Annotated in this window: 13 protein-coding genes and 1 tRNA gene; 10 read left to right on the forward strand and 4 right to left on the reverse strand. The window is 71.1% G+C overall.

What is annotated here, in order from left to right:
• Positions 1 to 216 precede the first annotated feature (216 nt).
• The gene (locus BKE38_RS02945) at positions 217 to 885 is read right to left on the reverse strand and encodes a DUF1194 domain-containing protein (RefSeq protein WP_076955878.1); all 669 of its coding nucleotides are present in this window, start codon (positions 883 to 885) and stop codon (positions 217 to 219) included.
• Positions 886 to 1,125: 240 nt separating this feature from the next.
• Between BKE38_RS02945 and BKE38_RS02950 the strand changes: the two genes are divergently transcribed.
• From BKE38_RS02950 to BKE38_RS02960, 3 genes are read left to right on the forward strand one after another with little or no spacing between them, the layout of a single operon-like run.
• Positions 1,126 to 2,640 carry a circularly permuted type 2 ATP-grasp protein gene (locus tag BKE38_RS02950; RefSeq protein WP_474104343.1) on the forward strand — a complete coding sequence of 505 codons (1,515 nt, stop codon included), beginning with the start codon at positions 1,126 to 1,128 and terminating at the stop codon, positions 2,638 to 2,640.
• Positions 2,641 to 2,644: 4 nt separating this feature from the next.
• Positions 2,645 to 3,595 carry an alpha-E domain-containing protein gene (locus BKE38_RS02955; RefSeq protein WP_076955879.1) on the forward strand — a complete coding sequence of 317 codons (951 nt, stop codon included), beginning with the start codon at positions 2,645 to 2,647 and terminating at the stop codon, positions 3,593 to 3,595.
• Positions 3,592 to 4,332, forward strand: coding sequence for a proteasome-type protease (locus BKE38_RS02960; protein ID WP_076955880.1), 741 nt, complete (start codon positions 3,592 to 3,594; stop codon positions 4,330 to 4,332). The genes BKE38_RS02955 and BKE38_RS02960 overlap by 4 nt, the downstream gene beginning before the upstream one ends.
• A gap of 99 nt (positions 4,333 to 4,431) precedes the next feature.
• On the opposite strand, the gene BKE38_RS02965 is transcribed toward BKE38_RS02960, so the two are convergent.
• Both BKE38_RS02965 and BKE38_RS02970 read right to left on the reverse strand, forming a co-directional pair.
• Positions 4,432 to 5,451: a DUF1963 domain-containing protein gene (locus BKE38_RS02965; protein WP_076955881.1), complete on the reverse strand. Its 1,020-nt coding sequence runs from the start codon at positions 5,449 to 5,451 to the stop codon at positions 4,432 to 4,434.
• Positions 5,448 to 6,059 carry a hypothetical protein gene (locus tag BKE38_RS02970; RefSeq protein WP_076955882.1) on the reverse strand — a complete coding sequence of 204 codons (612 nt, stop codon included), beginning with the start codon at positions 6,057 to 6,059 and terminating at the stop codon, positions 5,448 to 5,450. Before BKE38_RS02970 ends, BKE38_RS02965 begins: the two co-directional genes overlap by 4 nt.
• A gap of 105 nt (positions 6,060 to 6,164) precedes the next feature.
• On the opposite strand from BKE38_RS02970, the gene BKE38_RS02975 reads away from it, so the two are divergent.
• The 6 genes from BKE38_RS02975 (at position 6,165) to BKE38_RS03000 (ending at position 10,971) form a co-directional block, all read left to right on the forward strand.
• On the forward strand, positions 6,165 to 7,232 hold the full coding sequence (locus BKE38_RS02975; protein WP_076955883.1) for a ligase-associated DNA damage response exonuclease: 1,068 nt from the start codon (positions 6,165 to 6,167) through the stop codon (positions 7,230 to 7,232).
• Positions 7,229 to 8,833 (forward strand): cisplatin damage response ATP-dependent DNA ligase, encoded by a 1,605-nt coding sequence (locus BKE38_RS02980; protein ID WP_076955884.1) that lies wholly within the window; start codon positions 7,229 to 7,231, stop codon positions 8,831 to 8,833. The genes BKE38_RS02975 and BKE38_RS02980 overlap by 4 nt, the downstream gene beginning before the upstream one ends.
• A gap of 75 nt (positions 8,834 to 8,908) precedes the next feature.
• Complete coding sequence (locus BKE38_RS02985) at positions 8,909 to 9,082, forward strand: DUF1328 domain-containing protein (protein ID WP_076955885.1); 174 nt, start codon at positions 8,909 to 8,911, stop codon at positions 9,080 to 9,082.
• 108 nt (positions 9,083 to 9,190) lie between these two features.
• Positions 9,191 to 9,266: transfer RNA gene (locus BKE38_RS02990), tRNA-His, on the forward strand.
• Between the two features lie 31 nt (positions 9,267 to 9,297).
• Positions 9,298 to 10,062, forward strand: coding sequence for an SDR family oxidoreductase (locus BKE38_RS02995; protein ID WP_076955886.1), 765 nt, complete (start codon positions 9,298 to 9,300; stop codon positions 10,060 to 10,062).
• 174 nt (positions 10,063 to 10,236) lie between these two features.
• Positions 10,237 to 10,971, forward strand: a complete 735-nt coding sequence (locus tag BKE38_RS03000) for a class I SAM-dependent methyltransferase (RefSeq protein WP_076955887.1) — start codon at positions 10,237 to 10,239, stop codon at positions 10,969 to 10,971.
• Between the two features lie 45 nt (positions 10,972 to 11,016).
• Here the strand turns inward: BKE38_RS03000 and BKE38_RS03005 are convergent, their stop codons facing one another.
• Positions 11,017 to 12,189, reverse strand: coding sequence for a benzoate/H(+) symporter BenE family transporter (locus tag BKE38_RS03005; protein ID WP_242662143.1), 1,173 nt, complete (start codon positions 12,187 to 12,189; stop codon positions 11,017 to 11,019).
• A gap of 85 nt (positions 12,190 to 12,274) precedes the next feature.
• Between BKE38_RS03005 and BKE38_RS03010 the strand changes: the two genes are divergently transcribed.
• Positions 12,275 to 12,967: a GntR family transcriptional regulator gene (locus tag BKE38_RS03010; protein WP_242662144.1), complete on the forward strand. Its 693-nt coding sequence runs from the start codon at positions 12,275 to 12,277 to the stop codon at positions 12,965 to 12,967.
• The last annotated feature ends 27 nt before the right edge of the window (positions 12,968 to 12,994 follow it).

The following is a 12,994-nucleotide window of genomic DNA, read 5'->3' on the forward strand; positions in this document are numbered from 1 at the left end:
CTCCGTGCCGAATGGACCGGGAACGCCGCGGAGCGTGGATGGTGCGGGGGCACCTTCCGGCGGATCGCGGACGTCATGCAACTGTCGCTACCACAGGCGGTTCCCGCTCCAAAGGAAAAACTTGCCGCGAGAAAACATCGATCACCTCATCAAGATATCAGCATGTCTTGATGCAACTTCCTGCCAGGACGGCAAAAATGGCAGCGATTTCGCCGTTCACGCGATTTCCCGCACCAGCTTCGCGCGCAGGGCGCGGGAAAAGTCGGCGCGGCCATCGGCGCTCAGCACGAAGGCGCCGGGACCGCCGATCACCTCGGCGCGGTAGCTCTCCACCAGCCCCGGGCGGCTGCGCAGGATGGCCAGGGCGTTGACGGTGATCCCGGCCGCCACCGCCACGTCGCGGGCCAGCGGCGCGCGCCGGTATCCGCGCATGTCCGGCCCGTCGCCGGAGACGTCGATCACCTGCCGCGTCGCCTCGAAGGGGCAGGCCTCCAGCAGGGCGCGGGCATGGTCGATGGCGTCGCCGATGGCGTTCCAGCTCTGCGCCGAGCGCGGCGCGTCGCGGAACCGCGCGGCCAGCGCCGCGGCGTCGGCGGCATCCCCCACCGCCTGCCAGCCGACCACGGTCGCGGCGGCGCCCGGCGCGCCCCATTCGACCATGGCCAGGGCGACGCGTCCCAGCGGCCCGCCGCGGATGGCGGCCAGCACGGCGGGATGGGTGACGGCCTCGGCGCAGCCTTCGCGCTGCAGGCGGAACTCGTCCTCGCCGATGCTGCCGGAGGCATCAACCGCCAGCACCAGAGCGACATCGACGGCGGGCTCGGCGGCCTGGACGGCGGCGGCCGAGAACAGGCCAGGCACGGCGAGCAGATGGCGGCGGCGCATCGCTTCGGTCTCCGGCTGAACGGGAGAGACCGTCCAACGCTGCGGCGCGGCAGGTCAAGCGCAAGCCGCCATCGCCGCCGCGGCAGGCAGGCTTGCCGCCGGCTTGGGCAAACCGCGGCCGCTGCGGCGCCAGGACCGGCCGCGACGTGTCGATGGCGGCTTGCGCGAAGCCGGCCCGGCTTGCTCAATGGCGGCCAGGGCGCCGCCGCGCCTGACCCCTGATGAGGACGCCGGAACCACGTGGCCGATCGCCCTGCCGCTGCCTTCGACGAGATGAACGCCGAAGGCGTCATCCGCCCGCCCTATGCCGAGATGGCGCGCTTCCTCGACGCCACCGGGCAGGAGGCCCTCGACCAGAAGCGGCGGGAGGCCGAGGTGCTGTTCCGTCGCATCGGCGTGACCTTCGCCGTCTATACCGAGGGCGGCGACCCGGAGCGGCTGATCCCCTTCGACGTCATCCCGCGCATCCTGTCGCGCGCCGAATGGGACCGGCTGGGCCAGGGGCTGGAGCAGCGGGTGCGCGCGCTGAACGCCTTCCTGGCCGATGTCTATGGCCCGAAGGAGATCATCAAGGCCGGCCGCATCCCGGCCGAGCTGGTGCTGGAGAACGAGGGCTACCTGAAGCAGATGGAGGGCTTCACCCCGCCGGGCGGCGTCTACACCGTGATCAGCGGCATCGACCTGGTGCGCACCGGCGCGGACGAGTTCTACGTGCTCGAGGACAATTGCCGCACGCCGTCCGGCGTCAGCTACATGCTGGAAAATCGCGAGGCGATGCTGCGGCTCTTCCCGGAGCTTTTCACCCGGCACCGCATCGCGCCCGTCAGCCATTATCCGGAAGAGCTGCTGGAGACGCTGAAGAGCATCGCGCCCGCCGGCGCCGGCGCCGAGCCCAAGGTCGTCGTGCTGACCCCGGGCCCCTACAACAGCGCCTATTACGAGCATTCCTTCCTGGCCGACGAGATGGGCGTCGAGCTGGTAGAGGGCGCCGACCTTTTCGTGCGCGACCTCCAGGTCTTCATGCGCACCACGGCCGGGCCGCAGAAGGTCGACGTCATCTACCGCCGCATCGACGACGACTATCTCGACCCCGAGGCCTTCCGCGCCGACAGCGCGCTCGGCGTGCCCGGGCTGATGGCGGCCTACAAGGCGGGCAACGTCGCCCTGGCCAATGCCCCCGGCGCCGGCATCGCCGACGACAAGGCGGTCTACCCTTACGTCCCCGAGATGGTGCGCTTCTATCTCGGCGAGGAGCCGATCCTCTCCAACGTGCCGACCTTCATGTGCGAGCGCGAGGCCGACCGCGAGCATGTCCTGGCCAACCTGGACAAGCTGGTGGTGAAGCTGGCGCGCGGCTCCGGCGGCTATGGCATGCTGGTCGGGCCGCATGCGACCGAGGAGCAGCGCGCCGACTTCGCCGCCCGCATCCGCGCCAGGCCGGGCGACTACATCGCGCAGCCGACGCTCGCCCTGTCGACCGTGCCGACGCTCTGCGAGGAGGGCTTCGCGCCGCGCCATGTCGACCTGCGGCCCTTCGTGCTGTTCGGCAGGACGGTGCGCATGGTGCCGGGCGGGCTGACCCGCGTCGCGCTGCGCGACGGCTCGCTGGTGGTCAATTCCAGCCAGGGCGGCGGCACCAAGGACACCTGGGTCGTTGAGGATTTCTTTGCGCAGCAGAGCCAGACTCTGGGCGGCATGACGCAGACCCAGACCCTGACGACGATTCCTCCCGCGGCCACGTCCGGAGAAGACTGAAAAAATGCTGTCCAGGACGGCGGATTGCCTCTTCTGGCTGGGGCGCTATTCGGAGCGTGCCGGCAATGTGGCGCGCGGGCTCGCGGCCACGCTGCGCATGGCGCTGCTCGCCAACCCGCTGAGCGCGGCCGATGACGAATGGCGCGCCCTGCTGATCGCCACCGGCTGCGAGCCCGGCTTCCGCGAGCGCCATGCGGGGCTGACCCAGGATGCCGCGGTGCAGTGGCTGACGCTCGACTCCGGGAATCCGGGCGGCATCGCCGCCGGCATCGAGGCGGCGCGGCGCAACGCCCGCACCGTGCGCACCGCGCTGACCGTCGACATGTGGGAGGCGATCAACGACACCTGGATCGAGTTCCGCCGGCTCGATTCCAGCGCCATCCGCGGCGACCGGCTGCCGGGCTTCCTCGACTGGGTGCGCTCGCGGACGCTGCTGTTCAACGGCGCCGCGGCCGACACCATGCTGCGCAACGATGCCTGGCGCTTCTGCCACCTGGGCACCATCCTGGAGCGCGCCGACAACACCGCGCGCCTGCTCGACGTGCGCCACCCGGCCTTCGCCGCCGAGGCCGCCGAGGATGCCGCCAATTACGCGCAGTGGCAGGCGGTGCTGCGCTCGGTCTCAGCTTTGCGCGCCTTCCAGCATGTCTATCACGCGCGCCTGAGCCCGGCCCGCGTCGCCGAGCTGCTGCTGCTGCGGCCGGAGCTGCCGCGCTCGCTGCTGGCCTGCTACCGCCGGGTCGAGCAGACGCTGGACGCCATCGCCGAGGCCAATGGCGGCCAGCGCGGCGAATGCCACCGCCTGGCCGGGGCGCTGCATGGCCGGCTGCGCCAGGGTGATGTCGACGGCATCCTCGAGGCCGGGCTGCATGACTTCCTGACCGGCATCATCGACCAGAACATGCTGCTGGGCCAGGAGATCGGCCAGTTCTACCTGAACGGGCGGCAGCCGTGACCTATTGCGTCGGGCTCTGGCTGGAGCGGGGGCTGGTCATGCTCTCCGACACCCGCACCAATGCCGGCGTCGACAACATCTCGACCTTTTCCAAGATGTACACGGCGATCGCGCCGGGTGAGCGGATGCTCTGCATGCTGGCCGCCGGCAACCTGGCCATCACCCAGGCGGTGTGGAACCGGCTGCAGGAAGGCCTGCTGCTGGAGGGCGACCGCCACACCCTGCTGACCGTGCCCAGCATGTTCCGCGCGGCGCAGCTGGTCGGCGCCGCCATCCGCGCCGTCTACGAGATCGACGGGCCGATGCTGAAGGCCCAAGGGGTGGGCTTCGACGTCTCGGTGATGCTGGGCGGGCAGATCGCCGGCGGGCCGGTGCGGCTCTACCTGGTCTATGCCGCCGGCAATTTCATCGAGGCGACACCCGAGACCCCCTTCCTGCAGATCGGCGAGCACAAATACGGCAAGCCGATCCTCGACCGCGCCCTGCTGCACCAGACCAGCCTGGAGGATGGGGTGAAGCTGACCCTGGTCAGCATGGACAGCACGCTGCGCTCCAACCTGACCGTCGGCCTGCCGCTCGACCTGCTGGTCTACCAGGCCGGCACGCAGGAGATCCGGCTGCAGCGCCGCATCACCGAGGAAGATCCCTATTTCAAGGCGCTGCGCGACGACTGGTCGACCGCGCTGCGCGAATCCTACCGCCGGATGCCGGAGCCGGACTGGTTGCTCGGTTCTTAGAGCATGGTGGCTCGAGGTCGAATCCTCGAAAAGCGTGACAGACGCGACGGAACAGGGTCCTGAAGCCGGCCGGCTTCGCCTGTTCGAAGCCAATGGGCTCTAGTCGCACTGATAGACGCCGCGGGCGGCGCCGAAGCGGCGGGCCAGCAGCGCCTCGCGCGGCAGCATCACATGGGTGGTGCCGTCGCCGCCGATCTCGGAATTGGGCAGGCGGGTGCCGCCGTAATACTCGCCGCCCCAGCTGAAGACATGGCGGATGCGGTCGTCGCCCGGCGCGAAGCCGGGGGCGGCCTCGGGCAGCTCGGCCTCCGGATCGGACTGGATCGGGTCAGGCCAGCCGCCCAGCCGGTCGGCGAACCAGCCGACCTGGCCGTCGCCCGGGCCGGGCTCGCCCTGCAGCACCAGTTGCTGGCTCGGCTGGCGCAGCAACTGAAACAGACGTTCGTCGCGCCAGCCGCTGGCGGTCAGCCAGCGATGCGGCAGGGTCAGCGCGGCCTGGGGCTCCAGCAGCTCGGCCTGGTCCATCGACGCCCAGGGCATCGCCGGCTCCAGCGCGTCGGACAGGGCGATGATCTCGGCCGGCACCGCGCGGCGTTCCAGCGCGGCGATCGGCCCGTCATGCCAGATCAGCCGGGTCTCGTGGCCGGAGCCGTCGCCGGTCAGGTCCTCGAAGATGCTGAGCAGCCCGTGCCGCGGCAGGTCGGCATCGAAGCCCGGCAGCTCCGACAGCGCCTGCAGGTCCAGCTGGGCACGGAAGGCCAACGGGAAGGGGCGGGAGAAGCTTTCGATCAGCAGGGCGTCATGGGCGGCGCGGCGCGGCTCCCGCGCCAGGCCGCGCGAATCGAGAAAGGCGTCCAGCCTCGCCCGCTGCCGCCGCACCGAGTCTTCCCAGGCTGCCGCGTCGGGCCGCGCCAGACGGCTCGGCCAGGGGCGGCCGGGCGGCCAGTCCGGCAGGCCGCCCATCTTGCTGGCGCCGACAGGCAGGTCGTCGTCGCGCCGCTGCCGGCGCAGGAAGAGCTGCGCCGGACGGGCGGTGGCGAGCAGCTGCCCGGCCATCGCTTCCAGCCCGGCCTCGGCGATGGCAGCGCGCAGCTGCGCCTCATCGCGGAAGGCGATCATGCCGGCAAGGCCAGGGCATGGAAGCGGTCCCATTCGACCGCCGCCGTGCCGCGCATCGCCGCGGCCCGCAGCAGGATGTTCACCTCCCTTGCCGATTGCCGGTCGGGATGCGGATCGAAGCCCGGCGCGCCCAGCATGAAGCCGTGCAGCCAGAGAGGCGCGTTGCGGTAGGCGACATTCTCGCCGTCGGTGAAGGGCTGATCGCCCAGCGCACGGGACAGGGCGGCCACCGCCTCGATCCGCGGCGCCTCGAACAGCGCGACGCCGCCCAGATGGATCGGCGGCCCGTCGCAGGGCGCCATGATCTCGGCCAGCGCATCGTCCTGGAAGGTCAGCATCAGCCCGCAGCCGCGGTGCTCCTGGACCATGCCCTGCTGGACATGCGCGACCTCCGCCATGGCGGCCTTGGTGGCGGCGACGTCCTCGTCGGAGATCCAGGCGCCGAAGGGCTGCAGCAGCGCGGCGATGTCGCCCATGCCGGCGCCCAGGTCGTTCTCATAGGTGATCGGGCCGAGCTGCCCGGCCAGGGAGGCAACCTCGGCGCGGGTCATGCCGAACTGCAGCCGGCCGATGCCGGTGCGCGGCCGCACCTCCCAGCTGTCATCCATGCCTTGCATCCTCTGCTACCGCTTCCATCATCCGGGACCGGCGCCGTGAAGCGCGAATGACAAGGGCTTGTGCAGCCGAAGCCCGCGCCCAGCTGTTACCAGGCCATGGCCGCGCCGCACCCCGAGAGCTGGATCCGTGTCACCCCCCAGGGGCTCTATTGCGAGCCCGGGGATTTCTTCGTCGATCCCGCCCTGCCGGTGGCGCGGGCGGTGATCACCCATGGCCATTCCGACCATGCCCGTCCCGGCCATGACGCCGTGCTGGCGACGCCGGAGACGCTGGCCATCATGGCGGCGCGGCTGGGCGAGGGCGGCCCGCGCAGCCCGCAGCCGCTCGCCTATGGCCAGAGCGTCACGCAGAACGGGGTGCGCGTGACGCTGGTGCCGGCGGGGCATGTGCTGGGCTCGGCGCAGGTGGTGCTCGACTGGCAGGGCAGCCGTCTGGTCGTCTCCGGCGACTACAAGCGCGAGGCCGATCCGACCTGCGCCCCCTTCGAGCCGGTGTCCTGCGACGTCTTCGTCACCGAGGCGACCTTCGCCCTGCCGGTGTTCCGCCACCCGCCGGCCAGCGGCGAGGTGCGGCGCCTGCTCGACAGTGTGTCCCTGTTCCCCGATCGCGCCCATCTGGTCGGCTGCTACGCGCTGGGCAAGTGCCAGCGGCTCATCGCGCTGCTGCGCCAGGCCGGCTGGGACCGGCCGATCCACCTGCACGGCGCCCAGGCCAGCATGTGCGAGCTCTATGGCCGCTTCGGCATCGCGCTGGGCGAGCTGCGCCCGGTGCCGCGGCCGCAGAAGCGCGGCGAGACGGTGCTGCCGGGCGAGATCGTCCTCGCCCCCCCCTCGGCCGAGGCCAGCCCCTGGATGCGGCGGCTGGCCGATCCGGTGACGGCGGTGGCCAGCGGCTGGATGCGGGTGCGGCAGCGCGCCAAGGCGCGCGGCGTCGAGCTGCCGCTGATCGTCAGCGACCATGCCGACTGGGACGACCTCCTCGCCACCATCGCCGAGGTGGGCGCGCCGGAGGTCTGGGTGACGCATGGGCGGGAGGAAGCGCTGATCCATGCGCTGGCCGGCCGTGGCGTGCGCGGCCGCGCGCTGCACCTGCTCGGCCGCGAGGAGGACGAGGACGCCGCCCCCGAGCCCGAGCCCGAGCCGGCGGAAGGCGCCAGCGCATGAGCCTGCCCGCCTTCGCCGAGCTGCTGGAGCGGCTGATCTTCACCCCCGGCCGCAACGCCAAGCTGGCTTTGCTGAAGCGCTGGTTCGCGACGCAGAAGGACACCGACCGCGGCATCGGCCTGGCCGCCATCGCCGGCGAGCTTTCGTTCACCGCGGCGAAGCCGTCGATCGTGCGCGACCTGGTGCGCACCCGGGTCGACCCCGAGCTGCTGGCGATGAGCCACGACTATGTCGGCGACCTGGCCGAGACGGTGGCGCTGATCTGGCCCGAGCCGCCGAACCGTCCCAACCGCCCGCCGCCCGACCTGTCGGAGGTGGTGGAAACCCTGGAACTCGCGCCCAAGGACCGGATCCCGGGGCTGCTGGAGGACTGGCTGGACACGCTCGACCCCGGCGGGCGGATCGCACTGATCAAGCTGGTCACCGGTGGCCTTCGGGTCGGCGTCTCCGGCCGGCTGGCGCGGCAGGCGCTGGCCGATTGGTCCGGCCAGCCGGTCGAGGAGCTGGAGGAAATCTGGCACGGGGTGCCACCGCCCTATCTGCCGATGTTCGCCTGGCTGGAGGGCAGGGGCCCGCGTCCCGACCCGCGCGACGCGCCGGTCTTCCGCTCGCCGATGCTGGCGCAGCCGCTGGAGGCGTCCGATATCGCCGCCCTCGACCACCGCGACTTCCGCGCCGAGTGGAAATGGGACGGCATCCGGGTGCAGGCCTCGTCCGGCCCGGGCGGGCGGCGGCTGTGGTCGCGCACCGGCGAGGACATCTCGCAGTCCTTCCCCGAGATCCTCGAGGCGATGGAGTTCCACGCCGTGCTGGACGGCGAGCTGCTGGTGATGCGCGACGGCGAGGTCGCGCCCTTCGCCGAGCTGCAGCAGCGCCTCAACCGCAAGGTGGTCGGCCCGAAGATGCTGCGCGACTACCCGACGGGCCTGCGCGTCTACGACATCCTGTTCGAGCAGGGCGAGGACCTGCGCCCGCTGCCTTTCGACGCCCGCCGCGAGCGGCTGGAAGCCTGGTTCGCCGCGACCAGGCCGGCGCGCATGGACCTGTCGCCGCAGATCGCCTTCGTCTCGCTGGAGCAGCTGGAAGCCCTGCGCGAAGGGGCGCGTGCCGCCGGCATCGAGGGGCTGATGCTGAAGCGCGGCGACGCGCCCTATGTCGCCGGCCGGCCGAAGGGGCAGTGGTGGAAGTGGAAGCGGGCGCCGCTCTCGGTCGATGCCGTGCTGATGTATGCGCAGCGCGGCCATGGCAAGCGCAGCAGCACCTATTCCGACTATACCTTCGGGCTGTGGCGCGAGGACGATCAGGGCGGCCGCGAGCTGGTGCCGGTGGGCAAGGCCTATTCCGGCTATACCGACCAGGAGCTGGTCTGGCTCGACCGCTGGATCCGCAACCACACCACCGGCCGATTCGGCCCGGTGCGCGAGGTGGAGAAGGCGCTGGTCCTCGAGATCGTCTTCGATGCCGCGCAGCTGTCGGGGCGGCACAAATCCGGCGTCGCCATGCGCTTCCCCCGCATCGCCCGGCTGCGCGCCGACAAGCCGGCCGCCGAGGCCGACCGGCTGGAGACGCTGATGGCCATGGTGGAGAACCGCGCCGGCTGAATTTTTGCCGCCAGCGGGAACTGGGCCGCCCGCGCCGCGTTGCCCCGCCAGGGTCAACCAGGGGAGTGGACCATCATGCTGAAATGGGCGCTGATCTGCCTCGTCATCTCGATCGTCGCCGGCGCGCTGGGCTTCACCGGCGTCTCGGCGGTGGCCGGGCGAATCGCCAAGATCATCTTCGGCGTCTTCCTGCTGCTGTTCATCCTGGTGCTGGTGATGGCGCTGATGGCGGGCGAGCTGATCTTCTGACGCTTTTGCCGCGCGCTGCCTGTTGACGCCAGCGCGCGCGCGGCTTATTTCCCGCGCCACCTCGAAGCCCGCTGGTCAGCCGGCGGGCCCGGGGGGAAGGTGGTTATGGCGGCCTTAGCTCAGTTGGTAGAGCGCCACGTTGTGGTCGTGGATGTCACGGGTTCGAGCCCCGTAGGTCGCCCCACTTCTTCCCCCGTCCAAGAGGTTCCCCGACAATGCAATTATCCCTGGCCGGCCGGCACGCGCTGATCACCGGCGGTTCCAAGGGCCTTGGCCTTGCCATGGCGCGCGCCTTCATCGCGGCCGGCGCCCGCGTCGCCATCGTCGCGCGCGACCAGGCCACCCTGCAGAAAGCCGCCGCCGAGACCGGCGCCACCCCGGTCGCCGCCGACATCAGCACCGCGGAAGGCTGCCAGGCCGCCTATGACGGCGCCGTCGCCGCCTTCGGCCAGCTCGACATCGTCGTCAACAATGCCGGCACCAGCCAGCGCGGCCGCTTCGCTGAGGTGAGCGACGCGCTGTGGCAGAACGACCTGGACCTGAAGCTGTTCGCCGCCATCCGCCTGACCCGCCTGGCCTGGGGGGGCATGGAGCAGCGCCGCTGGGGCCGGGTGATCAACGTCCTCAACATCGGCGCCAAGGCGCCCCCGGCCGAGGGGGCCCCCACCGCCGTCACCCGCGCCGCCGGCATGGCCCTGACCAAGGTCCTGGCCAATGAAGGCGCGCCGCATGGCATCCTGGTCAACGCCCTGCTGGTTGGCATCATCGAGAGCGACCAGTGGGTCCGCCGCCACGCCGCCGACCCGCGTGGCCTGAGCTTCGACGAGTGGAAGGCCGAGCAGGGGCGCACGGTGCCGATGGGCCGCCTCGGCAGGCCCGAGGAATTCGCGGCGACGGCGCTGTTCCTGGCGAGCGACGCCGGGGGGTACATCACCGGCACCGCGCTGAACGTGGATGGCGGCAAGAGCCCGGTGGTCTGACCGGGCATGTCCCGAAGCAGGAGGAAGAAGAAATTCTTCCTCCGGCCGCAATCCGATGAATTTCATGGCGACGACGTCTGGTGGTCTATTCACCAGCCGGCGGATCATCGCGCTACCCCTCTGGTCTCGGTCATGGAATGATCGGTGATCAACAGGGGAGGCGGATGAAATCCGATGAAGCTTCAGAGCGCGGTGGCGAGCTGGCCAGGTTTCTGTCCGATCTGCCTGCGGGAGACCCGCTTCACCGCCCGGGACGCCTGGTTCCGCGATCATCTGTTCTGCGAAAGCTGCGATGGCGGGTCGATCCCGCGGGAGCGGGCGCTGATGCTGGCGATCCGCCAGCTGCTGCCGCATTACGCCCAGCTTGCCATCCATGAGAGCTCGCCGGCTTCGCGCGGCGTGTCGCGGCTGCTGGCCGCCGAGGCGCCCGGCTACGTGCCGACGCAATTCTTCCCGGGCCTGCCGCTGGGCAGCCTGCAGGATGGGGTGCGCTGCGAGGATCTGGAGGCGCAGACCTTCGCCGATGAAAGCTTTGACCTGGTGGTCACCCAGGATGTCATGGAGCATGTCTTCCATCCCGAGCGGGCGTACCAGGAGATCTACCGCACGCTGCGCCCGGGCGGCTGCCACATCCACACCACGCCGATCTACAAGTGGAACACCGAGACGGCGCAGCGGGCGCGGCTGGAGCCGGACGGCCGGGTCACGCATCTGGCCGAGCCGGAGTATCACGGCAATCCGATCAGCGGCGAGGGCTCGCTGGTGACCTTCCATTACGGCTACGACCTGCCCGAGCTGATCACGCGCTGGACGGGATTCGACGTCGAGATCCGGCGCCACTGCGACCGCACGCATGGCATCGTGGCGGAGTTCACCGAGGTGATCGTCTGCAGCAAGCCCGCTTTCTGACAGAAAAAAGATGGGGTCCAGGGGAATTCCTTCCCCTGGCCTGGCTTACTTTCGCAGGCGATCCAGCGCCATCAACGCCCCGCCCGCGACGAGCCCCCAGAAGGCCGCCCCGATCCCGAAGATCGCCAATCCGGATGCGGTGGTGGCGAAGGTGGTGACGGCCGGCAGCCGCTGGCGTTCGTCGGCGAGGGCCGAGGTCAGCGCCCCGCCCAGGCTGGCCAGCAGCGCCAGGCCGGCCACCGTCTGGATCAGCAGCGGCGGCGAGGCGGCGATGAAGGCCACCGCGAAGCTGGCGCCGAGGCCCAGCAGGATATAGGCGCCGCCGCAGGCCAGCGCCGCGATCCAGCGCTTCTGCGGGTCGGGATGGGCGTCGCGGCTGGCGCAGAGCGCGGCGGTGATGGCGGCCAGGTTCAGCGAATGGCCGCCGAAGGGCGCGATCGCCGCGCTGACCAGGCCGGTGGCGGTGAAGATCGGCCCGGGCGCCGGGCGGTAGCCATGGGCGTTCAGCACCGCGAGGCCCGGCACGTTCTGCGAGGCCATCGTCACCAGGAACAGCGGCATGGCGATGCCGATGGCCGCACCGGCCGAGAATTGCGGCGTCACCCATTCCAGATGGGGGGCGATCTCGGAGAGCGCGCCATGGGGCAGGGGGGTGGCCAAGACGATCAGCACCGCGGCGACGGCCACCGCGATCGGCACCGCATAGAGCCGGGCGAAGCGCCAGGCCAGGGCCCAGGCCGCGATGATCGGCAGGGCCAGCAGCGGCATGACGCCGACCGCGCGCATCGGTGCCAGGCAGATCTCGAACAGGATGCCGGCCATCATGGCATTGGCCAGGCTGGGCGGAATGGCGGCCACCGCCCGGCCGAAGGGCTTCCACAGCCCGGCCAGCAGGATCAGCAGCCCGGCCATCAGGAAGGCGCCGGCCGCCACGGGGAAGCCGCCCTCGGGCATGCCGGTCGCGACCAGCAGCGCGGCGCCCGGGGTCGACCAGGCGATGATGATCGGCAGCTTCAGCCGCCAGCTCATCCAGATCGCCAGCACGCCCTGCATGACGCAGAGCGCCAGCAGCCCCGAGGCCGCCTGGGCCGGCGTCGCGCCGACCGCACGGAAGCCCTGCAGCACGATGGTGAAGGAACTGGCGAAGCCGACGATGGCGGCCAGCATGCCGGCGACCAGGGGCTGCACCAGGCCGGCGCGGGGGGTGGATGCGGACACGGGCCTGGAGCTCCCTCTGGCTTCGGGGCGGCAGGGTAGCGTAATGTTGGATCCAATCAACGGCCGGATCGTGGATGCCCGCCCTGTGACTGCTGCAGAGATCTCTCCCCTGGACTGCCTGGCGCCGGAGCTGGCCGGCGGCTGGCGCACCGCGACGGAATATGTCGAAGGCATCCTGAAGGCCGCCATCCTGGATGGCCGCCTGCCCGGCGGCACCGCGCTGCGGCAGGAGGAGCTGGCCACCCGCTTCGGCGTCAGCCGCATGCCGGTGCGCGAGGCGCTGCGCCAGCTCGAGGCGCAGGCGCTGGTCGACGTGCTGCCGCATCGGGGCGCGGTGGTCACCGCCATCTCGGCCTCGGACGCCGCCGACGGCTATGCCATCCGCCGCGCGCTGGAGGTGGCGGCGCTGCGCCGCTCCATCCCCAACCTGACCGCGGCGCAGCGGGCCGAGGCGGCGACGCTGATCGCGGCGATGGACGCCGAATCCGACCCGGCGCGGATGGGCCAGCTGAACCGGCGCTTCCACATGGCGCTCTATGCCGCGGCCGGCCATGCCCGCATGCTGCAACTGGTCGAGCAGGAACTGTCGGCGTTTGACCGCTATCTGAGGTTCCACCTCGCGGCGCATGGACGGGGGGAGATGGCGCAGCACGACCACCGCGCCATGCTGGACGCCGCCGACCGTGGCGATGTCGAGGCTGCGGTCGCCGTGCTGGAGCGCCATCTGGACCAGGCGGCGGCCACGATCGCGCGTTTCTTCCGCAGCCGGGGTGGCTGAAGCGCCACGGGTCGCTTGAAGCCGCTG

The organism is Teichococcus deserti (genome assembly GCF_001982615.1).
GTDB classification, from domain to species: domain Bacteria; phylum Pseudomonadota; class Alphaproteobacteria; order Acetobacterales; family Acetobacteraceae; genus Pseudoroseomonas; species Pseudoroseomonas deserti.

Excerpts from the sequence above, each read along its gene's own strand:
- BKE38_RS03000 (WP_076955887.1), top strand. The coding sequence starts at position 10,237 with ATGAAGCTTCAGAGCGCGGTGGCGAGCTGGCCAGGTTTCTGTCCGATC.
- BKE38_RS02965 (WP_076955881.1), bottom strand. The coding sequence starts at position 5,451 with ATGATCGCCTTCCGCGATGAGGCGCAGCTGCGCGCTGCCATCGCCGAG.
- BKE38_RS02955 (WP_076955879.1), top strand. The coding sequence starts at position 2,645 with ATGCTGTCCAGGACGGCGGATTGCCTCTTCTGGCTGGGGCGCTATTCG.
- BKE38_RS02985 (WP_076955885.1), top strand. The coding sequence starts at position 8,909 with ATGCTGAAATGGGCGCTGATCTGCCTCGTCATCTCGATCGTCGCCGGC.
- BKE38_RS02970 (WP_076955882.1), bottom strand. The coding sequence starts at position 6,059 with ATGGATGACAGCTGGGAGGTGCGGCCGCGCACCGGCATCGGCCGGCTG.
- BKE38_RS02975 (WP_076955883.1), top strand. The coding sequence starts at position 6,165 with ATGGCCGCGCCGCACCCCGAGAGCTGGATCCGTGTCACCCCCCAGGGG.
- BKE38_RS02980 (WP_076955884.1), top strand. The coding sequence starts at position 7,229 with ATGAGCCTGCCCGCCTTCGCCGAGCTGCTGGAGCGGCTGATCTTCACC.
- BKE38_RS02945 (WP_076955878.1), bottom strand. The coding sequence starts at position 885 with ATGCGCCGCCGCCATCTGCTCGCCGTGCCTGGCCTGTTCTCGGCCGCC.
- BKE38_RS02995 (WP_076955886.1), top strand. The coding sequence starts at position 9,298 with ATGCAATTATCCCTGGCCGGCCGGCACGCGCTGATCACCGGCGGTTCC.